We start from the raw sequence: 25,431 nt of genomic DNA on the forward strand, positions 1-25,431 counted from the left end.
AAATTATCTTATACCTGACCCAAGCACATCTAGCTACATTTATAATGCACTAACGATTGCGCAATTTCTCACTTAACGAAAACTAGCTTATTAAGCTTTTTAACATGGTTTTTATCATTTTATGCAAGAAAACCATGCAATCATTTTAAGATATTGTGCAAACGATTGCGCAACATTTTACTAATATTAGCAATTAGATACCCTACAAACAAGTTTAAATTGCAAAAATTTTAAAAAAAACTCCTATTGATAGAAGTTCCTCAACAGAGAAGAAAGTTAGTAAACCAACTATTCTGATTTCTTAACCTCAAAGAGCAACTTTGCACGGCTTTCCTCCTCTTATTTTGTTCTGCGCCCTATTTGTATCAATGTATTCCTACACAATATTCTTAATAGTTAAACAACTGCTGAGAACTTCCTAAAACACAACCGCCTTACCTCCGTTTACTTATCCATAAACATCTGCCTCAGGCACTGGTTTATACCACCTAATCCTGTGAAACATGAAGATCGGATATCCTTGCGTGAATGAATCTCTGGACTGTAGCTCAGCCACTACCTTCCGGTTGGCGTCTTACAATGAGGAGCGGCTGGTGCAGACGGTGGAGAAGAACCTGACTTGCCTGCGCCGGATTTTGGAGTACAACCTGGAGCACGGGTTTCTGTTCTTTAGAATGAGTTCTGAGTTGGTGCCGTTTGCCTCACATGAAATCAACACTTACAATTGGCAGCAGCACTTCCAGATGACGTTCCGGCGTTTGGGCGATTTCATCAAAAAGCACAACATGCGAATCTCCATGCACCCAGACCAGTTTGTGGTGCTCAACTCGCCAGATGAACGTATTGTGCGCAACAGCATTGCGGAACTGGTGTACCAGGGCACAGTGATGGATTTAATGGGGCTGGACTCTACGGCCAAGCTGCAGATCCATGCCGGTGGTGTGTACGGCGACAAACCCGCGGCCCTCAAACGCTTTATCCAGACCTACCACACCATGCCCGACAACGTGAAAGCGCGTCTGGTGGTGGAGAACGATGACCGCCTGTACAGCCTGCGTGATTGCCTGGAACTGAACTCTGAGACCGGGATTCCCATTTTGTTTGACAATTTCCACCATGAATGCCTGAACAACGGCGAACCCATGGAAGAGGCGCTGCAACTGGCGGCTGGCACCTGGCATCCAGAAAAAGACGGCGTACTCATGATGGATTACAGCTCCCAATCGCCGGGAGATAGAAAGGGCAAGCACGTGACCAGCATTGAAACCGATTTGTTTCGGGAGTTTCTCAGCCACTTGAACGGTTTAGACGTAGATATCATGTTGGAAATCAAAGACAAAGAAGCCAGTTGCCTGCGCGCGCGCCAGGTATTGGAAGAATTGGCTTTGGTCTGATGCTGTTTTTACCCGGTTTCCTGAAATCAGCCTCAAAACGAATTCCATTTTTATAGAAGATACATCCGCCAGCTAACCTTAACCAGAACGCTGACTTAGATTATACATCCCCCATGAAAATTCTAGTACGGCTCTTACCTTATTGCACCTGCCTTATTATGTCCCTTATCTCCGCCAGTTGCCAGTCAGACGCAGAGTCCACCACCACCCCTACCGCAGTCATCAGAAAGAAACTGGTGTTGGAAGGAATTCCCTCGGCCTCAGGAATTGAGCGCGTGGGTGATCAGTACTACGTCATCGGCGATGATTCGCCTTACCTGTTCACTCTGGACAAGAATTTCAAAGTGGTGAATAAGGTCCAGTTGTTTGAAGCCAGTTCTGTGGTGGAGGGGCGTATTCCTAAACCAGTCAAACCAGATCTGGAGGCCATTACCCTGGTGACCCTGGAAGGTGGGCAGCCTTGCCTGCTCATTGTGGGCTCAGGAGCCACTCAGCCCCGAAACACTGGTTTCCTGGTTCCGGTCACCCGAAGCGGCTTGGGTAAGCCTATCACCATAGACCTAACTCCGCTTTATGACCAATTACGCGCAAACAAAGCGGTTACCGGGCAGGCAGCGCTTAACATTGAAGGCCTGGCGGCCGATGAAGAATACCTGTACCTCCTGCAGCGGTACGCGCCGGGCGGGCAAAACGTGCTGATCACGTATAACATGGAGTCCATTACGCCATACCTACTGGGACAGGAAAAAGCGCCTAAACCCTCAGAAGTTAAGAACTGGGCCTTGCCCGATATCTCTCAAATAAAAACAGGGTTCTCTGGCATGACAACTGCCTTGGGTGGCCGGATGCTCTTCACGGCATCGGCCGAGGAAACCCCAAATGCTGTGCTGGACGGAGAAATCTACGGCAGCTTGGTGGGCTTGCTACAGGCACATCCGCATGATACTGAAGGACCAGCCAAACCCCAGGTGGCCGTGCCCATCACAGAACAAGACGGAACACTTTACAAAAGCAAGATTGAGTCCATCTGCATCTCGGGCCAAGACCGAAGCGATCTCACCGCCGTCTGCGTAGCCGATAATGACAATGGCTTTTCTGAACTGGTTGTTGTGAAATTCTCCTGGTAAAGGGAAAACGCCGCATAAACGGAAAGGCCTGCAGATGTAACATTTGCAGGCCTTTCCGTTTATGTCAAAATATGATTATCTACGCCGAACTCGCATTTTTTTCCAGTACACTGTATTAGACGTTTTTACTTCTACCAGGTAAGTACCGGTTCCTAACTTACCAATGTTGATAGGAGCCGCCAAGGTGTGGTCTCCGGCCGGGATAGGCTTGGTGAACAGCACTTTTCCGGCGTAGTTGGTGAGCTCCAGAACGCCAGCTTCAGGCAAGTCCTGCTGGAAGGAAAGCAGAAACACGTCGCCTTTTTTGTCTTGTGGAAAAAGGTCAATGCCCGATAAGGTTTCGCGGCGAACGGGAGCGTCCTTTCCGGGAGCTGCCATAGCCAGAGCGGTTCCTTTGGGCAGGGTTTTAGGTTTATTCTGTGCTTGCGCAGGGACAGCAGCAAATGCTAACATCCCCGCCAATAACAAGGCACCAACTGCGTTCAATTTCATTTCCATACGGGATATATAAAGGAGTTAAGAGAAGTCCGCTGCTGCGGTAAAAGTTCCAATACATATACCGTTCCAATTTTTAGGCACCCCAGAAGATTCTATTCAAGCAGCTTCTTTTTGGCCTCGGGCAACGCCATTTGGGCCCATCGTTGGTGCATTAAACCGCTATAGTGCAACCCATCTGGAGCCAGGTACGCAGGTGTTTCCCGCACCAACAAAGAAATGTCGTACACGTCTATTACCGTAATACCGGCTGTTGTTGCTTCGGCTTTGATCACCTCATTGAATCTCTTTATCTGGGCACTGGTAGATGCTCGGTCCCTGCTAGAACCAAACGGCGTAGCTCCCCAATCTGGTATGGTCAGCACCAACACATTCTTCGGGTCTTTCAGCGCCAGGGCAGTGCTTAACGTCAGCAACTCCCTGAACTGCGTCCTGAACTCCTCCAGACTACGCCCCTGGTACTGGTTGTTTACCCCAATCATAAGTGACACCAACCCATAGCCTCCGTCAAACTTCTCGGTTTTTACGCGCTGGAGAAGATCAGCGGTGGTCCAGCCGGTTTGGGCAATGATTCGGGGCTCACCTACCTTCACTCCTTCACCAGATAAAGAATTGGCTAAATACACCGGCCACCGCTCTGTGGCTGCAACCCCTTGCCCAATAGTGTAGGAATCGCCTAAGGCCAGGTAAGAACCCGAGGCACTTGGCGTGGTAGGTATATTAGGAGTGGGGGTAACTTCTTCCTCAGTCTCTGAAGAACTACAGGCTGCCAGGAAAAAGAGGCTGTAAACGAAAACAAGTATTTTAGGGAATAGACGCATTTTTCTAATTCAAGCTAAAAGCAGAACTTCCTGCCCTTTTCCTATTTACGCAACAGGGCCTCTGGGCGGATTGTTCATGCAGCTTTCGGCTTACCGATAAAAAGGGAAAAGCCCCCTCTTAAACTCTACAATCATTGAATGTTTAGAGTTTGAGAGGAGGCACTAACAAAGGGGGCGCTTGATTATGCTTGCTTCGTTTCTGCCGTGTTCTCTGGAAAAGAGGCTAAAAACTCTTCACGGGCTTGCTCTAATGCTGCCATTAGGCGGTTTCGTTGCTCTAACAGGCTGTGAAGCACAGTAGTGCGTTTGGAGAAAAGGGAAAAGAAGATCCAGTTACGGCGGGCTTCCTGAATGCGGTGCCAGTAATGCAACACAAAGAATCCGGTAATAGGCAAGGCCACCAGGTATCCTACCAGCGCCCAACCCGATATCCCAAACCAGGCATGCACCGCCCACCCAATTAGCGCATAAAAGATGGGGAACGTGAACATGCCAATGGTCATCATGATGGGCGCGTAAAACTCAATGTCTTTGGTGAGGCTGCGTGCAATCTTGGCCGGCAACAGGTACGGCAGGTAATTGTGGATCACGCCAAAGAGGTAGAAGGGGAAACCCAGCACCAGATAAAGAATGGTTTTCACCGTACCCCAAGCCACTTCGCGGCGGTTAGGAATTCGTTTAAAAGCATCGGGTACCAGGCCTACACTTTCCAAGTGCTGCAGGTAATCCTGTAGCTCGGTACGCAGGTAGTGCATGCGCTCTGGTTGGCGGGCCTCAAAGTACTTGATGCTTTGCAGAATGCCTTTGGTGATCAGGAACCGCTCCTCTGATTCAGACTCTGAAAGGTCCAGTTCTTTCACCAGCTTACTTTGATACACGGCTTCCACCTGGCGGGCCAAGGCGTCCTCTTCATCGGTCTCAGTGTGGATGACCAGATCTTCCAACCGCTCTTTTATATGATCGGTGAGGATGTGAGCTGCCTTGAAAGGATCTTCGGCGTATGCCGCTTCAAATTTTTTCACATGGATGGGTTCGCCCACGTTCACAAACACATCGCTCCGGAACCGTGACGGGTCTGAATAATTTACGCCTACCGGCACAATGCGTAGCCCCAAGTTGAAGTTGTGCTGAGCCTCGGCACCCAGGCTGATGCGGGCAGTCCCGGTTTTAAGCGGACGGATGCGGCGCTGCATGAAACTGTTCCCTTCGGGGAAGACCATGAGCGTGCCGCCTTTGCCCAAAAACTCGTAGCACTTCGCAAACGTGGCGTCATTCTGGGCAGTGCCTCCCTCGCCCACGTCTTCGCGACGGTACACCGGGATCATGAACAACCGATGGAAAAGCCAGCCCTGGATACCGGGTTTGAAGAAACTGCTTTTCGCTAAGAAGTAGACGTTCTGCTTCATGAGTGAGGCTGTCACCACGGGATCCATGAGCGTGTTAGGATGGTTTGACACCACAATCAGTGGACCTTCAGAAAACAGCAGATGCTTGTTATTCACCGTGAACCGGCGGAAGAACACGCGCAACGCAATCTGAAAAAGAGTCTTAAGCAGAAAATACAACATAGAGGAGCACCATTAGGCAAGGAAGCTACGCATTTTCAAGGCGATTTCAGAAAAACTATCCTAAAATAGCAAACAGCCTGATTTGTATACGATTCCAACAACACTCATACGTATGTTTCAAGGAAACAATGGCAGTTTTTCAAGCGGGCAACAAATCACAAAACCAGAAGCCCGTGTCATAAGAAGCAGGAGTTGCGGCAAAGCAATCCTCTTCTGAACCCTGAGAAGCGGGTGTGTAACTTCTGAACACCACCTCCCCTGTTTGCACCGGCACCGGATGCTTGAAATTGGGTCCGTCGTAGACAAAGGAATGGTACTCCCCGTTCTCGCCGCAAGGGTCTACGTGGGCCGGCAAGTCGTTGATGAAGGATTCATTCAGCTCACGACCCGCAAAGGAGGCATCCAGGTGCTTTCCGTTGACGCAGACTACTTTGGCTTTGAAACCGGCTCTCCAGAACTCCTCCAGCAAAGCGGTAGGCTCTTCCCCCCACAAGGGAAAATGGGCTTGTATTTCTACAGAGGCTAACTGCTCTTCACGGTACTTCCGCAAATCTTCCAGGTAGATGTCTCCGAAGATGCCGTGTGTTACTCCAGAAGTTTTGAACTCGGTCCAGGCTTGGGTCATCAAGTCATTGTACACGGGAAGGCTGGCACCTTCTGGCAAGTAGATAGGCTTCCACGGCAATCCTACCGCTTGGGCCTGGGCCTGCATCAGTTCTTCGCGCACGCCGTGCATGGTGACCCGCTGGTGGGTTTGGCTTAATGTGGTAAACAGGGCATGGAGCGGGAAATGTTGCTGTTGCTGCACGCGGTGCAAAGCCAGGGCTGAGTCTTTGCCGCCGCTCCAATTAAAAATGGCGAGAGGTTTCATACCCGAAAGGTACAGCATCTGGAGAGGAGCCTTAGCGGCTTTGCCTATCTTTTTGCAAAAACGTAGGTTTTAGAAAAAGAGAATAAGAGAAGTAGTGGCCAATACTAGATAATCCCTTTTTTTCCTTTTCTTTAAATAGGATTAGGAAACGCCTTAATAGAAGAATTATTTTAAAGAGGTACCAACCTTCATAGAAATAATTAAATTTGTATAGAAAGCAGAGAAGACGTAAAACAACTTCTTGCTACACCAAACACTTACCTAAGATGACAAAGGCTTTCTTTGAGGAAATAAACAGTGATTTTCCAACTGGGGTCGCAATTAAAAATGTGAACCTCAAAAAGAAAGTAATTTCTTATTTCGCCAAAACGGGTAATGCCACCATTGCCGAACTAGGGAAAGAACTACACCTCAGCGTTCCTAAAATTACCAGCCTTTTAAACATTCTCATTCAGGATGGCCTGGTGCAAGACCACGGAAAGGTAGACTCTACCGGCGGAAGAAAGCCCAACGTCTACGGCCTGGCCCCAGATTCTGCCTTTTTTCTGGGAATTGACGTTAAAACGCACCACATCAACATTGGCCTTACTGACTTCCAGAAAAACCTGATCAGCAGCTTTGAGCGGTACCCGTACAAGCTCTCCAACGACAAGGAGTCCCTGGATGAGCTTTGCCATGTGATCAATACCTTCATCGCCGACCTGCCTATTCCAAAAGAGAAGATTCTGGGTATTGGCATTAACCTGGCCGGCCGGATCAACTACGCCAAAGGCTACAACTATAACCTCTTCGACTTCCACGAAGACCCGTTGAGCAAGGTGATAGAAAAGGAAATAGGCATCAAGGTGTTTTTGGAGAATGATTCCCGCGCCATGGCCTACGGCGAGTATTGCTCTGGCGTGGTAGACAACGAGAAAGATGTCCTGTTCCTGAACCTTGACTACGGCATTGGCATGGGCATGATCATCAACAACCAGCTATTCTACGGCAAGTCCGGCTATTCTGGTGAGTTCGGGCACATCCCTATGTTCCAGAACGAGAAGATGTGCAAGTGCGGCAAAAAAGGCTGCCTGGAGACTGAAGCTGCGGGTTGGGCCTTGGTGGAAATGTTCAAAGAGCAAATGCTGGCCGGCGCCTCTACCTCGGTAAACGTGTCACCCGAAGAGGTGAACCTGGACCACATCATCCAGGCCGCCCACAATGATGATGTACTAGCCATTGAACTCATTGCCAACATAGGCGAGAAAATAGGCCGCGGCGTTGCCCTGCTCATCAACATCTTCAACCCAGAACTGGTGGTGCTGGGCGGCAGCCTTTCCTCTACCGAAGATTATATCCTGCTCCCTATCAAGAGCGCCATCAAGAAATACTCATTGAGCCTGGTGAACAATGATACCCAACTGAAGATCTCCAAACTTGGCGACCAGGCCGGTATTATTGGAGCCTGCCTGTTGGTACGCCATCGTTACCTGGCACTGGAACATAACTAATAGGCCGCTGGCGCGAGCGTCCAGCTCGTGTCCACACGCAATGTTGATTAGGAATACGTGCAGACACGAGCTGGAAGCTCGCGCCAGCGATTGCAAAGCCTATTCTTCCATTAGAATTACAAATCCCCGTTTCAAGCCTGTTTTTTTGAAATCAGACCTGAAACGGGGATTTAATTTTTATAGAGCTCTTCTCTAAACGGTTACCACGCTGAGGAAGCCCATAACCAAAGGTATTCGGCTACTTTCCAGAGGCCGTAGAGTAGCAGCCCGAAAAGAATCAGGAACGCGATGAGCACTCCAATGATAAAGCCGGTGCCTTTGCCCTGGTATTTGCCTTCCTGGTAGTGTTTGCGTAATAATTCCACGTTCCGCTGGTTGGCCTTGTACCCGAAGTCAAATAGCCAGCCTACAATAGGAATACTGCCAATGACGGCATCCAGGAAGATGTTAAACAACATTCTTACTACCAATGCCCGACTAGCTCCGTGCTTGGCCATGGTCATGACCAATACGCCAGACATAGCAAAGGAAGAGAGATCACCTACCACGGGCAGTAAGCCCATAATTGGGTCCAGCCCGAAGCGGAACTTGGTGCCCGGTAGCTGGAACTGGTTATCTAACAAGCGGGAGATAGACTCTACCCACTTCAGGCGTTCATCTATAGGGGAAACAGGTGGAGTTGTTTGGTTCATGGCTGCTGGTATTTCTCCTTCATACGCAGAAACCGCCTTCAAGATTAATTTACGTCCGGCGGTGGCAGAGCCCGTTACACAAAACGGCCCTAAAGCAGATGCTGCTTTAGGGCCGTTTCAGGAATATCAAACTAAAAGCTTATTGCTGCAGGAACGGGTAACGGTAATCTACCGGAGGCACAAACGTTTCTTTGATGGTACGGGCGCTGGACCAACGCAACAGGTTCAGCATAGAACCGGCTTTGTCATTGGTTCCCGATGAACGTGAACCACCAAACGGCTGCTGCCCAACCACGGCTCCGGTAGGCTTGTCGTTGATGTAGAAGTTACCGGCGGCGTGGCTCAATTTCTTGGTGGCCAACTCCACTGCGTAACGGTCGTTGGCGAAGATGGCGCCGGTTAAGCCGTATGGCGAAGTTTCATCTACAATCTGCAAGGTCTCCTCAAACTTGTCAGCGTCATACACGTGCAGCGTCAACACCGGCCCGAAGAGTTCTTCGCACATGGTTACGTACTGCGGGTCTTGCGCCACAATGATGGTTGGCTCAATGAAATAGCCCTTGCTCTTGTCATGGGTGCCTCCGGCGATGATCTCCACGGAGTCGTCTTTCTTGGCAGCCTCAATGTAGCGGGCCAGTTTGTCAAAGGATTTCTCGTCAATCACGGCGTTGATGAAGTTGCTGAAATCGCCGGGATCGCCCATTTTGAAGGATTTCAGGTCTTCCACTACCTGAGCTTTCACCTCATCCCAGATGTTGTTCGGGATGTAAGCGCGGGAAGCAGCAGAGCACTTCTGGCCCTGGTACTCAAAGGCGCCACGGGTGATGGCGGTGGCCACTTCTTTCGCGTTCGCGGATCTGTGCGCCACAATAAAGTCTTTCCCGCCGGTCTCGCCTACAATACGTGGGTAGTTGCGGTACGTGTTGATGTTATCAGCAATGGATTTCCAGATGTGGTTGAAAACGCCGGTGCTGCCGGTAAAGTGAATACCCGCGAACTGACGGTGACGGAAGATCACCTCACCCGCTTCCGGGCCGTCTACATATACTAAGTTGATCACGCCAGCTGGTAAACCAGCGGCTTTAAACAACTCCATCACTACCTGAGCCGAATAAATCTGGGTGTTGGCTGGCTTCCATACTACCACGTTCCCCATCATGGCCGGAGCGGCGGGCAGGTTGGCGGCAATAGACGTGAAGTTGAACGGTGTCAAGGCGAACACGAAACCTTCGAGCGGACGGTGCTCCAGACGGTTCCACATGCCCGGCAAAGACTCTGGCTGCATCTTGTAGATATCGGTCATGTACTTGGCGTTGAAACGGAAGAAGTCGATCATCTCACAGGCAGCGTCAATCTCGGCCTGGTACACGTTCTTAGACTGACCAATCATGGTAGCTGCGTTCATGCGGGCTCTGAAAGGTCCGGCCAAAAGGTCAGCGGCTTTCAGGAAGATGGCGGCGCGGCTTTCCCACGGCATTTGTGACCACTGCTCACGGGCGGCCAGGGCAGCGTCAATGGCCTGCTGTACGTGACTGGCGTTACCGTAGTGGTAGTGAGCCACTACGTGCTGGTGGTCATGCGGCGGCGTGAACGGCACTTTGTTATCGGTGCGCACTTCTTCGGCCCCAATGTACATGGGTATGTCTAATTGCTGCTCGCGCAGCGCATTATATACTTGTTGCAGTTCTTCTCTTTCTTTGCTGCCGGGCACGTAGCTTTTAACGGGCTCGTTTACCGGAATGGGGACATTGAAAAATCCGTTGGCCATATTGGTATGGGTTAAAATTTCAGGTAATGGGATAAACAAAGGTAGGGCTTTCGAGTAAAAAAGGCTAACGCCCGGTAGCCTGCGTTATCAAGGCGCTTTATTACCCCAACGGCTGCCCTCCTGAAAGGTTAAATCTGTTCTGCCATGGCTCCTAAAGACAATTTCTCCACCCAGGCCAGCCTCTACAAGAAGTTCAGGCCCACGTACCCCGATGCCTTGTACCAGCATCTGCGCTCATTGGTTTCTACTCCTGCACTGGCGTGGGATTGCGGAACGGGCAACGGACAGGTGGCGGTAGAACTAGCCAAACTTTTCACCCACGTACATGCCACTGACATCAGCGAAAAACAGCTCGCCCAAGCTCCACCCTCTGACCGCATCACCTACCATCTTCTTCCGGCGGAGCGCACCACTTTTACCGATAACTCTTTTGATTTGATCACAGTAGGTCAGGCCGTGCATTGGTTTGACTTTGATACTTTCTTCGCCGAAGTAGCCCGGGTAGCCAAGCCAGATGCAGTAATAGCTATCTGGGGCTATGGTCTGCTTTCCATCTCTCCGGAGGTAGACCCGCTCATTCTTGATTTCTACACCCAAACGGTAGGACCTTACTGGGATTTTGAGCGCAGTTACATTGACGGGGCGTACACCACCATTCCGTTCCCGTTTGAAGAAGCCCCTGCTTTTACCGGTGCCATTACTACCCATTGGTCTTTATCTGAGTTGGAAGGCTACCTGAACTCATGGTCCAGCGTGCAGGCGTACATCCGGCAGAAAGAAGAAAACCCTGTGGTGCTTCTGATGCAAAAGATGAAAGAAGTATGGCCGGAGGAAAAGCAAAAAGAGGTGTGTTTCCCTATCTTCAGCCGAATAGGACGGGTTAAAAAGGGAAGCCTCCTTTAGGCCCGTTTTCTGGAAAACAGGTCTAAAGGAGGCTTCTATATCTTGACTTATACTTTACACGTCGAACAGGAAGAACGGCATGGCAAAGCCAGCTTTCTGCAGAATGGGTTTGGCTACGTTGAACACTTTTACGCCCTTGGAGGTCTGGCCTTCTAAGGTCCCTATGTGGGCATGGCCATGAAAACAGGCTAGCACATTTTGCCGCTCCAGAGGCTCCGCTAAACGGGAACAACCCAGGAAAGGATGAATTGCCTCAGGTTCTCCTTCTACCGTGGCTTTGATGGGCGAGTAATGCAGGAGGGCTATTTTCTTCACTTCCGGATGCTCATTGTCTAAGCGGGAAAGACCGGCTTCCAGTTTCAAAGCTTCTTCTACCGCTTCCTGTACAAATGCCTTGTTGCTTACCTCGCCAAACATGGACAGCATGTATTTGTCAAAACCACCACCAAAGCCCTTCACGCCAGCAAAGCCCACGTTTTTGATCACCACGGCATCACCGTCTAAGAAGTGTACATTGTCGCTCATGAGGCAGGCCCTGATCTCTTCGTGTTCGTCTTTGTCATGATCATGGTTGCCAAGTACACATACTACCGGAATGGTACAGGCACGCATTTCATCGGCTAACACCTGGGCTTCAGACGCATATCCGTGATCGGTGAGATCGCCGCAGAGCAGCAGAATATCGGCTTGGTTTGAGGCGGCTTTGAAGAAATCAACCCATTTTCCTTTATCCGTTTCCCGTACGTGAATATCGCCCACGGCTGCAATTCTCACCGGCTTGTTTCCCTCTACTACCGCCGGCAAGTCAGTGGTTTGAGGGGCATGAGGCTGTAATGGCTGAACGGGCTGTGGCGTAACGTAAGGCTGCGGTTGTTGTTCCATTCTTATTTAGAGTTTAGACGCTGGACTATGGATGTTAGAATCCTGCTTTGACCTAGAATACGTGCGAAGAATAGGTGTTGGTTTAAAACCACTTTTCCCTTTTCATATTGAAAGTCAAGCTTCTATTATCTACTATCCAGGACTTGTTAAATAGTCACGCTGGTGATGGCCTTAAAACCCCACTCGGTTACCGCCGGCGCGTACTGGGTCTGGTCAAACAGCAGGCCACGGCATACTTTTTCCGTAGGTGGCGGCATATCAAACTGTTCTTTGGCCCTCAGAAGCAGCTCATCAAAAATATCTCTCGGAATGATGTCGCGTTCAGACGGGTACACAAACTGAAAAGACATAAACTGAGCCAGCAGTAAGTGCCAGTGGTGCTCTAATGTTTCAAAAATACGTCGCCAGTTCATGTTCTTACCGTAACGCAGGATTAGGTGGTTCAGGTCAGAACCATCATACCGCTCCCGGTTCTGCACGTAAATTTTACACTTGAACAGGTCCTCGGCAGAGATATATTTCACGGGTACCCCGAACTCACCCCCCTCTGTAGCGTGGCGGTACCAGTTATCATTGACAGGGGTAAAACTGCCGGGGTTGTTGAAGATGAAGTCCACGTACTTGCCGTCTTTGAAGGCTTTGGCCAACCAGCGGGCATCTACCAGCTCGGTCTGGAATCCTTCGTCTGTAAACAGCTTAAGTAATCTGGGGCAGTCGCCTGCGGTGCAGAACACGTCCATGTCTTTCATGGGGCGCTGCATGCCAGTATACTGGCGCAGTGCGAAACCGCCGCCCATCATAAAGGGCAACCCGCTCTCATGCAGCATCTTCAACGCCTGCGGGTAAAATTCCTGGGCCACCTCAGGGGCCATATCATCTAATTCCATAAAATTATTCAGTGCTGATAGGTAGAAAGTTGGGAGCCTGCCATGGCTCTGCGCCACTTGCTTCTCTCTAGAAAGCCCAAGGGAGAAGAGGCAGGTATAGCATTTACTGAAACAGTAGAAAAATGTTATCTTAAAGGGGTGAGATATGCTTCAAAAACAGCAAGGGGCTAGTTTTTAGGCAATTTTTCAAGATTTGACTCCGAAACAGAACTCCCTTTTTGCCTTGCGGTCTGGGCGAGGGTGCGTAAGTTTGGCCTCCACAAACCAAGAGGAAGTAATGGCTGGGAAAAAAGTAAAATATGTATTGATCGCGGTTTTTGCCGGGCTGATGATCTGGTTTATCAAAGATGCCTTTACTCAACCGGGCGTGCAGGACCTGAAAGGCGATTTCACTGAGGTGGCTATGTACCGGAACGAGAATAACACCGGCCCCATTCAGCGCATTTACGCCGTCACTGTCTCAGACAGCCTTTGGGACCAAATGCAGCAGTACGGTGACTACATGCCCCACACTAAATACGGCACCACTAAAGTGTACTTCTTCCTGCAAGGCCACCCAGCGCCCCAGGCCGTTACGCCCGGTGAACAGAACTTTGACGCGCAGTTTAAGCCGCATTGCCTGGCCAAATACGAGAAAGACGCTATGGGGCAGGTGAGTCTGGTGAAGCGGCCGTTCAGGTAGTTTACTTATTAAAAGAGAAACCAATATATAACAACTATAATATTTTATCACAGTCTGTATTTTATGAAAAACTTCATTTTCTCCGTTGTGCTATGCGTGGGTGTTTCTTCGCTCTGTTCTGCCCAAGACACCGCCGGAACAACCCAAGTTGGTATCTTAGTTGGGCCTAACCGCACCTTCCTGAGCCGGGCTGACAACTACTTTGAACCGTTAGAGATTGAAAGTGATATTAGAGGAACGGCCGGACTCTCCGTGAAACATCAATTCACCTCGTTTTTCATAAAAGCCGACCTGCTGTACGAGAACAAGGGAGATAAAGTCGATTACACTTCCACAAATTCAAGAGGTTATGCCAGTGGAGAGTACACGCTTAAGTTCAATTATCACTATCTGTCCGTTCCCATATTACTTGGAATAAACATCAAGCAAACCGGCTTCTTTGTCAAGGCTGGCCCTTACGTAGGCTGGCTTCTGAAACAAATGACCAAGACAAATCAACCTGGCGAATTTCCTTCTTTAGAGGAGGATCAAACATCCAGGTGCAGGAGGTTTGATGTGGGTGTTTCTGGGGGCATTGGCTACTCCAGACCTATTTCCTCCGTTTTAAACCTTAGCGCAGAGGTGAGGCATAACCTTGGCATCTTAAACACTACCAAAAGCTCCAACAACATCAGAACCAACTCTACAAACCTTCTCTTAGGCCTGCACTACAATTTAGCGGGCAAGTAGTCCAATTCTATGTTTCTGGCCTTTTCCTCAAAACAGGCCAGAAACATCTTCCTCTTTGCACAAAATCAAGAACCTGTCTTGACCTTGTTCTTTCCGTTGCGGATTCGAATCAGAATCGATTAACTTTGTAGAGCGATGGAGAATTTTGTTGTATCGGCCCGTAAATATCGTCCTACCACCTTTGACAGCGTGGTGGGGCAGCACCATATTACCACTACTTTAAAGAACGCAATCAGCAGCAACCACCTGGCGCAGGCCTTCCTGTTCTGCGGCCCAAGAGGGGTGGGTAAAACCACTTGCGCGCGTATTCTGGCCAAGACCATCAACTGCCAGAACATCACGCCAGAGGTAGAGGCCTGCAACGTGTGCGATTCTTGCAAAAGCTTCAACAACAACAGTTCGTTCAACGTGCACGAGCTGGATGCCGCGTCCAACAACTCGGTAGAAGACATTCGGAACCTAGTGGAGCAGGTGCGGTATGCGCCACAAACGGGCAAGTACAAAATCTACATCATAGATGAGGTGCACATGCTCTCCAACTCGGCCTTCAACGCGTTTCTGAAGACCCTGGAGGAGCCGCCGGCCTACGCCATTTTTATTCTGGCTACCACCGAGCGCCATAAGATCATCCCTACCATTCTCTCACGCTGCCAGATCTTTGACTTCAACCGCATCCGGATTGAGGACATGGTACAGCACCTGGGCCGCATTGCCCAGAAAGAAGAGATCAAAGCCGATGACGACGCCCTGCACCTGATCTCGCAGAAAGCCGATGGCGCCCTGCGAGATGCCTTGTCTATCTTTGATCAGATGGTGACCTTCTCGGGCCATCACCTTACCTACAAGGCCACCGTGCAGAACCTGCACATCCTGGACTATGATTATTACTTCCGCCTGACGGAATACCTGCTCACTCAAAACCTAAGTGGCGCCTTGCTGCTTTATGACGAGATTCTGAAAAATGGCTTTGATTCGCACAATTTCGTGTTGGGCATTGGCGAGCATTTCAGAAGCTTGCTGGTATGCAAAGACCAGGTAACTGTTCAGTTACTACAGGTGTCTGACAACATCAAGGCGCGTTATGCCCAGCAGGCGCAGGAGGCCTCGTTGAGCTTCTTGTTATCAGGCTTGAACCTGGTAGGTAGCTGCGACCAAAACTTTAAAGCGGCCAAAAACCAACGGCTGCACGTGGAGTTGTTGCTCATGAAACTGGCGCACTTGCCTCATGCGCTGCAACTAGCCTCAGACGTCTCTTTAACCGGAGACGTCAAAAAAAAAATTAACGGAAGTTCCGGCGTAGCCGCGGCAAACGGTTCAGCTTCGGCTACTCCGGCGCAAGCTCCCGCACCGGCACCGGCAGTGACCGCCCCGGCTCAACCCGTTTCGGTGAGTTCAAGCCAAAACGGCTCTGAAACGCACCACAACACCGCCCCTGCTGATATGGACGCGGGTGAAGACCCGATATTTGACACGTACCCTGAGGAAGCTCCTTCCCCGGTGCCTTCCATTGCTCCGCCCCTACCCGCTCCGGCCGTGACTGCTCCAGCCGCTCCGTTGCGCACTATTTCCTCTCCCCTAGCCAGCCGCAAAATGTCCAAGCTGCCCAGCCTGAAAAACATTGAGGAAAAAGTGGCGGCCTCGGCTGCGCCGATGGTGGAAGTGCTGGAAGAGGAAACCGAGGCTTACGTGCCCGGCTCTTTGCCCACCATCAACGAACACAAGCTGCAACAGCTCTGGAAACTGTACGTGGACAAAGTAAAGCACACCGATCGCACCCTGGAGTACACCATCCTGAACCGCGAGTGGTACTTTGACGCCGAGAAGGCCGAGGTGCACCTGCAGGTGGAAAACGAGGTACAGGTAGCCGAGTTCAACAGTTTCAAACCTGAGTTTCTTTTGTACCTGCGCCAGGCCTTGGGGCATAACCGCCTACAGGTGCACATTGATGTGGTGCAGCAGGAAAACGGCCGCAAACTGTACACCTCGCAGGACAAGTACAATTACCTGGCAGACATGTACCCTGCCCTAAAAGACCTGAAAAACCGTTTAGGTCTGGACACCGACTTTTAAGAAGTTTTTGCGTAGAAAACTGTGGTTTAAATTCAAAACTCACAGGTTTCTACGCGTTATACCCCCACCATGAACCACCTCTTCGACCGTAAAACCGACTCCTTTTTTGGAGCCCTCAGTTACCTGGGGTATGTACTGTTTTTTGCCGGGATTGTGGTGGCGTCCTTGCATTGGTGGTGGCCCGGCAAGTACGTAGACCCCACGCAGACCATCGCGACGGGTGCTTTGCTGGTGCTATTGGGCTTTCTTTTCAAGTACACCTACCATGGCTTCCAGTTGGATTTCCAGAACCGCCGGGTGCGGGAGTACCTCAGCATGTTTGGCCTGAAGACCGGGAAATGGGCACCCTTGCCAGCCTTCAAACAGATTCTGCTTACTTCTACCCTCAGGTCTTCTGAGGACCATGACCACGACCATGGTCACCCCCACTCACATGATGATGAGCCGGCCCCGCCCGACATGTGGTACACCATAGGCTTGTACTCCCAGTCAGAAGAAGCAGACTACGAACTCCGCACCGATAACGCCGAAGACGCCCATAAAACCATCCAGCTCCTGGCAGACCGCCTAGGCATCCCCTCAGAAAACCGCACCAACTCCCCCGCTTCCTTCCGGTAAATAAGATGGCTTTTTAGGCACGTTTTCAAGAAATAAGGCTGAAAATATTTTGGCATAGACACTCGTAGGACCTTCGGACACTACGAGGTCTTTTGAGCAGGCGGTTTTGCGTAGAGAGGCAGAACAGCAATGTGTGGATCTGCAGTTGTAAACATCCCCCTTCGCCCCCTTCAAAGGGGGAGTACCAACTAGAGTAGTTCAGCCATCGCTTTTGAGGCTATCGCCTCACTGCAGTTGCAAACTGCAGGTCATGGTAGGTCCAAGTCACAGACTTAAACCATGTTTTATGGATGGGTTTCTAAACAATGTTTTTGAGAGGGCAACTTTGAACTATACTTTCCGAGAGTAAAGCCCACGCATATCCTTTTCCAGCCTTTCGTCTGAGCGCCTAGAGGTCTGCGGTGACGGGCAGAGCACGGCAGCCGAGGCTTTAGCCGAAGGCAGCGGAACTCACAGCGCGAGGGCGGAAGGCGGGGCCCCGCGGCCGTGAGCGCTTACCGCCAAAGATGAAACAACAAAGCCCATGAGCCTACGCATCAACCATCCACTACGCCAACAACAGCAAACTGCATGCACTACAACACCCAAACGCATTTCAAGCCTTGTTTCCAAAAACAACCAAAAAGCAGAAGATCTCCCCTCCTACCCTATCCCTCCACTGAAAAGCGTTTCACCTAATGAGGCAAAAACCTATAGGTTTTTCTATATTTGATAAGTCCCTGAATTAACTCTCATAACATTGTGAAGAAACGATTTCTATCCTTCTATATGATGGGGGCATTGCTGTTTACTCAATGCAAAACCAGCACGCCAACCCAAACTTCTTCTGCATCAACGGCACCCGCCACTACCGCAGAAGCCAAAGAAGAATTTACCTACACCACCGTTCCCAATGATCCGCTGAAGGCGCGCATCTACAAACTGGACAACGGCCTTACGGTTTACCTGACCAAGTACGAGAATGCGCCCCGTATTCAGACTTACATTGCGGTGCGGGCAGGCAGCAAGAACGACCCCGCCGATGCCACCGGCTTGGCCCACTACCTGGAGCACATGGCCTTCAAAGGCTCTACCCGCTTAGGCACCATTGACTGGGAAAAAGAAAAAGAGGAGCTGGCCAAGATAGAGGCGCTGTATGAACTGTACCGCACCCAGAAAGATCCGGCGCTCCGCAAGAAAACTTACCACCAGATTGACTCTATCTCAGGAGTAGCTGCCAAGTACGCGGTACCTAATGAGTATGACAAACTGGTAGCGGCCATGGGCATGAAAAACTCCAACGCCAGCACCTGGGTGGAACAGACCATCTATTACGGCGATATCCCTAGCAATCAGTTGGACAAATGGACCATGCTGGAGGCCGAGCGGTTAGGTGTGATGATTCCGAGGTTGTTCCATACGGAGCTAGAGGCGGTATACGAAGAGAAAAACCGCTCGCTGGACTCAGACAACAACAAAGCGTTTGAGGCAGCGTTTGCCGCCTTATTCCCCACGCACCAGTACGGTGCTCAAACCACCATCGGGACCGTTGAGCACTTAAAGAACCCGTCTATCACGGAGATCAAGAAGTATTTTGATACCTACTACGTGCCCAACAACATGGCCATTGCCATGAGCGGTGACCTTGATTTTGACCAGACAATTAAAACCATCAATGAGCATTTCGGGAGATGGCAGAAGAAAGCCGAGCCACAGTACCAGGCACCGCAGGAGAAGCCGATTACGGCCCCCATTGTGAAAGAGATTCTGGGGCCAGAGGCCGAGATGGTGTTGATGGCGTACCGCTTCCCGGGCATCAAATCAAAAGACGCATTGGTGCTTCGTATGATTAACCAGATTCTGACCAACGGCCAGGCGGGTTTGATTGACCTGAACATCAACCAGAAACAGGCAGCCTTGGGCGCGGCTTCCTTTGCCGAGATCTACAATGATTATTCTGCCCATTTCCTGACTGGGAACCCACGCCAGGGACAAACCCTGGATCAGGTGAAAAACCTGTTACTGCAGCAGATCGAGCTGGTAAAGAAAGGCCAGTTTGAAGATTGGTTGATTCCGGCAATTGTGAACAAAAACAAGATCAGCAAGATGCAGGCGTATGAGAGCAATGCCGCCCGAGCCACTGCGTTCGTGGATGCATTCATTGCGCGTCAGGATTGGGCTGAGCACCTGCAGCAAGAAGAAGCTTTTGACAAAATCACGAAACAAGACGTGATGGATGTGGCCAACCGGTACTATGGAAACAACTACGCCATTATCTACAAGCGTACCGGTCAGGACCCAACCGCTCAGAAAGTAGAGAAACCTACCATAACGCCAGTGCCCGCCAACCGCGAGGCGCAGTCTGAGTTCTACAAGCAAGTGGCCAGCCGCACGGTAACTGACCTGCAACCGCAGTTTGTGGATTACCAGAAAGACATCCAGCAGGGAGCCCTGAAAGGCAACGTTCCGGTGTACTACACCAAAAACCAGGAAAACGGCCTGTTCAACCTGTTCTACATTCTGGACATGGGCACCAATACAGACCTGAAGCTAGGCCTGGCCGTGGATTATCTTCAATACCTAGGCACCGACAAATACACCGCCGAAGAGCTGCAGAAAGAGTTCTTCAAGATCGGCTGTTCGTTTGGGGTTTCCTCTGGTCAGGACCAGGTGTATGTTTCCCTAACGGGACTAGACGAGAACCTGGAGCAAGGACTGCAATTGTTTGAGAGCCTTCTCAAGAACCCGAAAGCAGACCCAAAAGCGCTGCAGGACATGGTAGCCGGTATCCTGAAAGACCGCAAAGACGCCAAGCTGAACAAGAACATCATCCATAGCGTGGCCATGGTGAACTATGCCAAGTACGGTCCTAAAAACCCGTTCACCCACATTCTTAGCGAGCAGGAACTGAAGAAAGTAAAACCAGAGGAGCTGGTTTCCCGCATCAAGAGCATTCCTACCTACCAGCATCGCGTACTGTATTACGGTCCGCGTGAGTTGCAGGCGATCACAGCTACCCTGAACACTGGCCACAACGTACCTGCCACTTTAAAACCGGTTCCTGCGGAGAATGACTTCAAGGAATTGGACATTAAAGACCGCAAAGTGTTCTGGACCAACTATGACATGGTGCAGGCCGAGTTGCTGTTTTTGACCAAGTCTCTGAATTATGACCCCAAACTGGTGCCCACCATCAGGCTGTACAATGAGTACTTTGACGGCGGCATGGGCGCTATTGTGTTCCAAGAACTCCGTGAGTCACGTGCTTTGGCGTACTCGGCCAGCTCACGGTTTGCCAACGCCAGCCGGAAAGACAGAGCCAACTACATCATGTCCTACATTGGAACGCAATCTGACAAACTGCCCGAGGCGATGGCCGGCATGCAGGAACTGCTGAATGAACTACCAGTGGCGGAAACGAACTTCAACAACGCCAAAGCCTCGGTACGCAACAGCATCGCTACGGAGCGCATTAACAAAGTAGGCATCCTGATGAACTATGAACAGGCCCGCAAACTTGGTATTGACCACGACATCCGCCGTGACATTTACGAAAGTCTGGATGCTTTAACCTTAGACCAGATCAAAGCCTTTCAACAGCAATTTGTGAAGGGTCAGAACCAAACCATTCTAGTCATCGGGTCTAAAAACCGACTCAATTTCAAAGAATTAGCCAAATACGGCACCGTGAAGCAGTTGACCTTGAAAGAACTGTTTGGGTACTAACCAGAGATTATCAGTTTAATGTTGAAAGGAGCAGCCGTTGGTTGCTCCTTTCCTGTTTTTAGGCACTTTTGTTAAAAACAAGACAAAAGCTACTGAGGAGTATGCTCTCCCCACCGGTATTTACACCTTATTGCCTTATTTAGAGAAACATCAAATCTCTGAGTTCGTTACACCTACTTCGTCTTGAAATTCAAAAGCTGCAGGGGTTTCATTACGAGGGATGGTATAGTGCACCATACCAATTAAATGGCTTTTGTCAACACTATGTTTCCCTACCTTTGAGCCGCGAAAGGTAACATTGCCCCTTTTACTGCCTGAGAGATCTTAATTAACTCTATTTAAGCAGGCTAGCAATAGACATCCTTTCTCATTTTATAATTAAATAAAACGCTTACATGAAAAGTACCAACGGTGCCCCGCTCATCAAACTCAGTTTAATCTCTCTGTTGTTGGGTGGGTTCAGCATTGGGATGACCGAATTCCTGATGATGGGAATTCTACCCGATTTGTCTACCTCACTTAATATATCCATACCCGAAGCCGGTCACCTTATCTCTATCTACGCTCTGGGGGTAGTGATTGGCGCCCCTTTAATGGTGGGCCTCACCTCAAAGCAGCCTCCCAGAAAAGTCTTGATTGGCTTAATGCTGATGGTGTGCGTCTTTAATGGTTTGTTCGCGGTGGCGGGCAATTACCCTTTACTACTGGCTACCAGGCTTCTGGCAGGTCTGCCGCACGGAGCGTTCTTTGGCATTGGGGCCGTAGTGGCAAGTAAATTAGCCGAGCCTGGGCGCGAGGCACGGGCCGTTTCGGTGATGTTTGCCGGGTTAACCGTAGCCAACATTATTGGAGTCCCGCTAGGCACCTACATCGGGCATAATTACAGCTGGCGTTATTCCTTTGTGCTCATTGCGGTAGTTGCTTTGGTGGCGGCATTGGCGGTTAAGGTATGGATGCCGTCTGTGAAATCAGACTCTGAGACCAGTTTCCTGAAAAGCCTTAACATCTTCAAACACAAAGAACTGTGGTTCATCATCGGGATTTCCACCATTGGTACCGGCGGTTTTTTTGCCTGGATCAGTTATATAGCTCCGTTAATGACCGAAGTAGGAGGCTTCAGCAGCAATTCCATGACCATCATTATGATAGTGGCTGGTTTAGGCATGGTAGTGGGCAATTTCATTGGAGGGCGCCTCGCCGACCGTTACTCACCCCTTACCACCATTACTTGCTTGCTTCTAAGCATGGTAGCGGCCCTGATCCTCACCGTAGTTCTAATCCAGTTTAAACCTACCGCCATTTTAATGACGTTTATGACCGGGGCCATCGGTTTCGGGATGATTGCGCCTATGCAGATGCTGATTGTGCAACAGGCAAAAGGTGCTGAGATGCTGGCTTCTTCCCTTCTGCAGGCTACCTCTAACATGGGCAACGCCTTAGGTGCTTTCCTGGGAGGCTTGCCTATTGCCGCTGGGTTTGGCTACACGTCTCCGGAGTATGTTGGCGCAGCTCTGGCTTTTACCGGGGTCGTTTTCTGCCTGCTCTTGGTTGTCTCGTATAAACAAAAAGCAAGAAACCTGGCAGTAGCATAGCTTTCCTTTCGTTGCCTATAAAAAGACAATTGCAAGGTGTAATAACCTTCCATCAATTACATTTAACGCAGAAACTTACCAATGAATACTATAGCCTTAGTGGTTGGTTCCAGCGGAATCATCGGGAGTAACCTGGCGCAAGAATTGATTTCCCAAGGATGGACCACCTACGGATTGGCCCGCAACCCGAACAGGAATGTAGAGAACTTGCAGCCTGTTGCCGCCGATTTACTTAGCCCCGAAAGTTTGCAGACCGCCTTGGAGAACATTGCTCCTACGCACGTCTTCTTTACCAGCTGGATGCGCCAGGAAACCGAGGCCGAGAACATACGGGTGAACAGCCTGATGGTCCGCAATCTGCTGGATGCCTTGTCTCCGAAGAAATCAGTACAGCACGTTGCCCTTGTTACGGGCCTGAAACATTACTTAGGACCCTTTGAAGCCTATGCCAAAGACGGGTTCCTGCCTGAGACGCCTTTGCGGGAAGAACACCCACGGCTTAATATCGAGAACTTCTATTACGCGCAGGAAGATGAAGTATATGCCGCTGCTGAGCGGGACGGATTCACCTGGAGCATCCACCGTCCGCATACCGTCATTGGCAAAGCAGTAGGCAATCTGATGAACTTGGGAACTACCCTGGCGGTGTATGCCACCATCTGCAAAGAAACCGGCCGCCAATTCCAGTGGCCAGGTTCTGAAGCCCAGTGGAACGGCCTTTCTGACGTGACGGATGCAAGAGTGTTAGCCAAGCACCTGGTGTGGGCCACCACCACGGAAGCCGCCCGCAATGAAGCATTCAACGTAGTAAACGGAGAGTACTTCCGGTGGAACAAACTCTGGAAGCAGTTGGCAGAATGGTTCGGGGTTGAGCCGGTTGGCTTTGACGGCACCATTCACCCCTTAGAAGCCGAGATCGCGAACGACGGTCCTCTCTGGCGCGAGATAGCGGAGAAATTCAACCTGGCAGAACCTGATCTAAACCGTCTGGCCTCTGCCTGGCACACCGATCTTGACTTAGGCCGGCCCATTGAAGTCATGACCGATATGACTAAAAGCCGCAAACTTGGTTTCCATGTTTATCAAAAAACTGATGAGTCTTTCTTTGACTTATTTGAGCAATTGCGCCAAGACCGGTTGATACCGTAAAACCTTTACTTAGTGCCTGAATCTGGAAATAAGAAAGGAGCAGCCGTTGGTTGCTCCTTTCTTATTTTTGGTCTATTTTTCAGGATTATACCCTAAACTATCTGCCTGCGCCTACTTCGTTTACATGAGAAAAACCTTACTCCTGCTTCTATTCACTTTCTTATTTTATTTCCCCTTGCATTCTTTCGCTCAAAAGAATTTTGTGAGCGGTTACTTTGTCACGGTCAAGAATGACACCATCAGCTGTCTGATTAATGACCAAAATTGGAAAAAGAACCCCAAACAGGTTCAATACAGAATAACAGAAAACGGAGACACAGACACCTTCAAACCTGCCCAGATCAAAAGCTTTGGCTTATCTACCGGCGATGTATTTGAAGGCAAGATCGTTTCCATTGACAACTCAACCAATAACGTAGAACGCTTATCCGTGAATGGTGCTCCCACAACTACCACGGACACTGTTTTCCTGAAGGTTCTAGTGAAGGGAGCCGCCAACCTGTTTTACCTCTACAATGGAGAGCGAGAACATTTCTATTATCAAACTAACGCAGAAAACCTTGTTGAACTAGGCTTAACGTACTCCTTACAATTTGACCCGGTAACCGGCAAGCGTTTGCTCATCACAGACAGCAAGTACCGTGGGCAGCTAAAAACCTATTTCGCAGATTGCTCTGCCCTTACAGAAAAACTGCTAGATATTAAGTACAGTGTATCAGATATGCGGGCGGCTTTTAAACAATATAACACCTGCAGAAACAACAATGGCTATGTAAGTACAGAAGAGAAGGCCAGGTTTGATTTTGGGGTGCTGGCTGGTGCTTCTTTCACCAACCTTTCTTTCACCTCTGCTGAACGGGTAGACTTGGCCAGGACAAAGTTCAAAAGCCCTGTAAGCTTTAATGCTGGAATATCGGTTAATATGATTTTGCCCAGAAACAGGCAAAGATGGTCTTTTTACAATGAGTTACTCTGGAAGTCTTATACCGCCCAAGGCAACTACTACCAAACCATAGATTTTGCCTATGAGCACAGAGCGTACAACACAGAGTTTTCCATCTCCAGCTTCGGACTTGGTAGTATGATTCGGTACAACATGAGTTTTCCCACGCTTAAGCCTTTTGTAAGTATTGGAGTTGCCAACAACCTTATCTTACATGTGAAGGAATTCCAAAGCGTACACGTGACCTATGACTTCTCAGAAAAGGAAGAGTATTATGAGCGGGTTCCGGTGGGTATTATAGACAAACATGAACTAGGTGCCCTTGTTGGTGCCGGAGTTTCTTACAAGAAAACCAGCCTGGAGGCAAGAGGAGAAGTTGGCAGCGGCTTTACCAGAAGCGGATTGACTGCTTCGCATAAAACCGCAATTCGGGTGCTATTTGGATATCATTTTTAATAATTGACAGCCCGTGGCTCAGGCTTGTAGAAAGCCCTCCCTAAACTTTATACTTTTCAGGGAGTAAGAGAAAGAGTGCTTATTCTCTCTCTACTCCATGCACCAAGACACAGAAAAAGCGAACCCAAAGCAATCCATGTATGCCGCCGCCTTGATTGGCGTAGGTGTGATGGCGGCCGTTGATGAGATTATCTTTCACCAGGTATTGGCCTGGCACCATTTCTATGACCGCTCTACTCCAAAGATAGGTTTACTTACTGACGGCATTCTTCATTCAGCCGAGTTAATTGCCATTGTAGCGGGTTTCTTTATGCTGCTGGACTTAAGGCGAAGTCATTCTATAGTTAAACCAAGAGCATGGGCTGGCTTTTTCTTAGGCTTAGGTGGGTTCCAGTTGTTTGATGGTTTAATTGACCACAAAGTGCTGCGGCTCCACCAAATCAGGTACGTGGACAATACCCTTCCTTATGACATCGCCTGGAACCTTGCCGCTTTGATTCTGCTCTTTTTGGGCTTACTTCTGCTAAACCGGGCCAAAAACCTGGAAAGAAAAGAAGGTACAGGGCATCTAGGAACATCAGGCAGGTAG

Annotated in this window: 21 protein-coding genes; 13 read left to right on the forward strand and 8 right to left on the reverse strand. The window is 49.8% G+C overall.

The features are described from left to right. Nucleotides 1-503 precede the first annotated feature (503 nt). Both uvsE and DC20_RS04980 read left to right on the forward strand, forming a co-directional pair. Complete coding sequence (uvsE, locus tag DC20_RS04975) at nucleotides 504-1,394, forward strand: UV DNA damage repair endonuclease UvsE (protein WP_062542822.1); 891 nt, start codon at nucleotides 504-506, stop codon at nucleotides 1,392-1,394. A gap of 113 nt (nucleotides 1,395-1,507) precedes the next feature. Further along, nucleotides 1,508-2,521 (forward strand): DUF6929 family protein, encoded by a 1,014-nt coding sequence (locus tag DC20_RS04980; protein WP_169788158.1) that lies wholly within the window; start codon nucleotides 1,508-1,510, stop codon nucleotides 2,519-2,521. A gap of 75 nt (nucleotides 2,522-2,596) precedes the next feature. Here the strand turns inward: DC20_RS04980 and DC20_RS04985 are convergent, their stop codons facing one another. The 4 genes from DC20_RS04985 to DC20_RS05000 all read right to left on the reverse strand — a co-directional run bounded on the left by DC20_RS04985 (nucleotide 2,597) and on the right by DC20_RS05000 (nucleotide 6,276). Beyond that, a complete protein-coding gene (locus tag DC20_RS04985) occupies nucleotides 2,597-3,019 on the reverse strand; it encodes a T9SS type A sorting domain-containing protein (protein WP_062542824.1) in 423 nt (140 codons plus the stop codon). A 92-nt stretch (nucleotides 3,020-3,111) separates the two neighbouring features. Then, a complete protein-coding gene (locus DC20_RS04990; RefSeq protein ID WP_062542825.1) occupies nucleotides 3,112-3,837 on the reverse strand; it encodes an SGNH/GDSL hydrolase family protein in 726 nt (241 codons plus the stop codon). A gap of 182 nt (nucleotides 3,838-4,019) precedes the next feature. Then, nucleotides 4,020-5,405, reverse strand: coding sequence for a lysophospholipid acyltransferase family protein (locus DC20_RS04995; RefSeq protein WP_062542826.1), 1,386 nt, complete (start codon nucleotides 5,403-5,405; stop codon nucleotides 4,020-4,022). A gap of 139 nt (nucleotides 5,406-5,544) precedes the next feature. Beyond that, a complete protein-coding gene (locus tag DC20_RS05000; protein ID WP_062545804.1) occupies nucleotides 5,545-6,276 on the reverse strand; it encodes a Dph6-related ATP pyrophosphatase in 732 nt (243 codons plus the stop codon). A gap of 266 nt (nucleotides 6,277-6,542) precedes the next feature. Here DC20_RS05000 and DC20_RS05005 point away from each other — a divergent pair, with 266 nt between their 5' ends. Beyond that, nucleotides 6,543-7,766, forward strand: a complete 1,224-nt coding sequence (locus DC20_RS05005; RefSeq protein ID WP_062542827.1) for an ROK family transcriptional regulator — start codon at nucleotides 6,543-6,545, stop codon at nucleotides 7,764-7,766. Between the two features lie 200 nt (nucleotides 7,767-7,966). Here the strand turns inward: DC20_RS05005 and DC20_RS05010 are convergent, their stop codons facing one another. Both DC20_RS05010 and pruA read right to left on the reverse strand, forming a co-directional pair. Continuing rightward, a complete protein-coding gene (locus DC20_RS05010; RefSeq protein WP_062545805.1) occupies nucleotides 7,967-8,458 on the reverse strand; it encodes a DUF4112 domain-containing protein in 492 nt (163 codons plus the stop codon). 139 nt (nucleotides 8,459-8,597) lie between these two features. Next, on the reverse strand, nucleotides 8,598-10,226 hold the full coding sequence (gene pruA / locus DC20_RS05015; protein WP_062542828.1) for an L-glutamate gamma-semialdehyde dehydrogenase: 1,629 nt from the start codon (nucleotides 10,224-10,226) through the stop codon (nucleotides 8,598-8,600). 144 nt (nucleotides 10,227-10,370) lie between these two features. On the opposite strand from pruA, the gene DC20_RS05020 reads away from it, so the two are divergent. After that, nucleotides 10,371-11,129 (forward strand): class I SAM-dependent methyltransferase, encoded by a 759-nt coding sequence (locus DC20_RS05020; protein ID WP_062542829.1) that lies wholly within the window; start codon nucleotides 10,371-10,373, stop codon nucleotides 11,127-11,129. 54 nt (nucleotides 11,130-11,183) lie between these two features. On the opposite strand, the gene DC20_RS05025 is transcribed toward DC20_RS05020, so the two are convergent. Together DC20_RS05025 and DC20_RS05030 are read right to left on the reverse strand one after the other, a co-directional pair. Continuing rightward, complete coding sequence (locus tag DC20_RS05025; protein WP_083470241.1) at nucleotides 11,184-12,011, reverse strand: metallophosphoesterase family protein; 828 nt, start codon at nucleotides 12,009-12,011, stop codon at nucleotides 11,184-11,186. Nucleotides 12,012-12,157: 146 nt separating this feature from the next. Then, a complete protein-coding gene (locus DC20_RS05030) occupies nucleotides 12,158-12,898 on the reverse strand; it encodes a nucleotidyltransferase (RefSeq protein WP_062542830.1) in 741 nt (246 codons plus the stop codon). 277 nt (nucleotides 12,899-13,175) lie between these two features. Between DC20_RS05030 and DC20_RS05035 the strand changes: the two genes are divergently transcribed. The 9 genes from DC20_RS05035 to DC20_RS05075 all read left to right on the forward strand — a co-directional run bounded on the left by DC20_RS05035 (nucleotide 13,176) and on the right by DC20_RS05075 (nucleotide 25,431). Further along, a complete protein-coding gene (locus DC20_RS05035; protein ID WP_062545807.1) occupies nucleotides 13,176-13,580 on the forward strand; it encodes a hypothetical protein in 405 nt (134 codons plus the stop codon). Nucleotides 13,581-13,643: 63 nt separating this feature from the next. Then, nucleotides 13,644-14,309 carry a porin family protein gene (locus DC20_RS05040; protein ID WP_062542831.1) on the forward strand — a complete coding sequence of 222 codons (666 nt, stop codon included), beginning with the start codon at nucleotides 13,644-13,646 and terminating at the stop codon, nucleotides 14,307-14,309. A 135-nt stretch (nucleotides 14,310-14,444) separates the two neighbouring features. Beyond that, nucleotides 14,445-16,379, forward strand: a complete 1,935-nt coding sequence (locus tag DC20_RS05045; protein ID WP_062542832.1) for a DNA polymerase III subunit gamma/tau — start codon at nucleotides 14,445-14,447, stop codon at nucleotides 16,377-16,379. Nucleotides 16,380-16,448: 69 nt separating this feature from the next. Then, nucleotides 16,449-16,997 (forward strand): hypothetical protein, encoded by a 549-nt coding sequence (locus DC20_RS05050; protein ID WP_062542833.1) that lies wholly within the window; start codon nucleotides 16,449-16,451, stop codon nucleotides 16,995-16,997. A gap of 741 nt (nucleotides 16,998-17,738) precedes the next feature. After that, complete coding sequence (locus DC20_RS05055; RefSeq protein WP_245652303.1) at nucleotides 17,739-20,702, forward strand: M16 family metallopeptidase; 2,964 nt, start codon at nucleotides 17,739-17,741, stop codon at nucleotides 20,700-20,702. Nucleotides 20,703-21,097: 395 nt separating this feature from the next. After that, nucleotides 21,098-22,294 carry an MFS transporter gene (locus tag DC20_RS05060; protein WP_245652304.1) on the forward strand — a complete coding sequence of 399 codons (1,197 nt, stop codon included), beginning with the start codon at nucleotides 21,098-21,100 and terminating at the stop codon, nucleotides 22,292-22,294. Nucleotides 22,295-22,375: 81 nt separating this feature from the next. Continuing rightward, nucleotides 22,376-23,443 (forward strand): SDR family oxidoreductase, encoded by a 1,068-nt coding sequence (locus DC20_RS05065; RefSeq protein WP_062542835.1) that lies wholly within the window; start codon nucleotides 22,376-22,378, stop codon nucleotides 23,441-23,443. Between the two features lie 175 nt (nucleotides 23,444-23,618). Next, nucleotides 23,619-24,842 carry an outer membrane beta-barrel protein gene (locus DC20_RS05070; RefSeq protein WP_157593055.1) on the forward strand — a complete coding sequence of 408 codons (1,224 nt, stop codon included), beginning with the start codon at nucleotides 23,619-23,621 and terminating at the stop codon, nucleotides 24,840-24,842. Nucleotides 24,843-24,939: 97 nt separating this feature from the next. Next, on the forward strand, nucleotides 24,940-25,431 hold the full coding sequence (locus DC20_RS05075; protein ID WP_062542837.1) for a DUF2243 domain-containing protein: 492 nt from the start codon (nucleotides 24,940-24,942) through the stop codon (nucleotides 25,429-25,431).

Origin of the sequence: Rufibacter tibetensis (genome assembly GCF_001310085.1) — a bacterium.
GTDB lineage: Bacteria > Bacteroidota > Bacteroidia > Cytophagales > Hymenobacteraceae > Nibribacter > Nibribacter tibetensis.

What these genes read in the sequence shown, in the direction of transcription:
- DC20_RS05060 (WP_245652304.1), top strand. Translation starts at nt 21,098, where the DNA reads ATGAAAAGTACCAACGGTGCCCCGCTCATCAAACTCAGTTTAATCTCT.
- DC20_RS04985 (WP_062542824.1), bottom strand. Translation starts at nt 3,019, where the DNA reads ATGGAAATGAAATTGAACGCAGTTGGTGCCTTGTTATTGGCGGGGATG.
- DC20_RS05035 (WP_062545807.1), top strand. Translation starts at nt 13,176, where the DNA reads ATGGCTGGGAAAAAAGTAAAATATGTATTGATCGCGGTTTTTGCCGGG.
- DC20_RS05045 (WP_062542832.1), top strand. Translation starts at nt 14,445, where the DNA reads ATGGAGAATTTTGTTGTATCGGCCCGTAAATATCGTCCTACCACCTTT.
- DC20_RS04990 (WP_062542825.1), bottom strand. Translation starts at nt 3,837, where the DNA reads ATGCGTCTATTCCCTAAAATACTTGTTTTCGTTTACAGCCTCTTTTTC.
- DC20_RS05025 (WP_083470241.1), bottom strand. Translation starts at nt 12,011, where the DNA reads ATGGAACAACAACCGCAGCCTTACGTTACGCCACAGCCCGTTCAGCCA.
- DC20_RS05030 (WP_062542830.1), bottom strand. Translation starts at nt 12,898, where the DNA reads ATGGAATTAGATGATATGGCCCCTGAGGTGGCCCAGGAATTTTACCCG.
- DC20_RS05040 (WP_062542831.1), top strand. Translation starts at nt 13,644, where the DNA reads ATGAAAAACTTCATTTTCTCCGTTGTGCTATGCGTGGGTGTTTCTTCG.
- DC20_RS05020 (WP_062542829.1), top strand. Translation starts at nt 10,371, where the DNA reads ATGGCTCCTAAAGACAATTTCTCCACCCAGGCCAGCCTCTACAAGAAG.
- DC20_RS05005 (WP_062542827.1), top strand. Translation starts at nt 6,543, where the DNA reads ATGACAAAGGCTTTCTTTGAGGAAATAAACAGTGATTTTCCAACTGGG.
- DC20_RS05050 (WP_062542833.1), top strand. Translation starts at nt 16,449, where the DNA reads ATGAACCACCTCTTCGACCGTAAAACCGACTCCTTTTTTGGAGCCCTC.
- DC20_RS05065 (WP_062542835.1), top strand. Translation starts at nt 22,376, where the DNA reads ATGAATACTATAGCCTTAGTGGTTGGTTCCAGCGGAATCATCGGGAGT.
- pruA (WP_062542828.1), bottom strand. Translation starts at nt 10,226, where the DNA reads ATGGCCAACGGATTTTTCAATGTCCCCATTCCGGTAAACGAGCCCGTT.
- uvsE (WP_062542822.1), top strand. Translation starts at nt 504, where the DNA reads ATGAAGATCGGATATCCTTGCGTGAATGAATCTCTGGACTGTAGCTCA.
- DC20_RS05075 (WP_062542837.1), top strand. Translation starts at nt 24,940, where the DNA reads ATGCACCAAGACACAGAAAAAGCGAACCCAAAGCAATCCATGTATGCC.
- DC20_RS04995 (WP_062542826.1), bottom strand. Translation starts at nt 5,405, where the DNA reads ATGTTGTATTTTCTGCTTAAGACTCTTTTTCAGATTGCGTTGCGCGTG.
- DC20_RS04980 (WP_169788158.1), top strand. Translation starts at nt 1,508, where the DNA reads ATGAAAATTCTAGTACGGCTCTTACCTTATTGCACCTGCCTTATTATG.
- DC20_RS05010 (WP_062545805.1), bottom strand. Translation starts at nt 8,458, where the DNA reads ATGAACCAAACAACTCCACCTGTTTCCCCTATAGATGAACGCCTGAAG.
- DC20_RS05000 (WP_062545804.1), bottom strand. Translation starts at nt 6,276, where the DNA reads ATGAAACCTCTCGCCATTTTTAATTGGAGCGGCGGCAAAGACTCAGCC.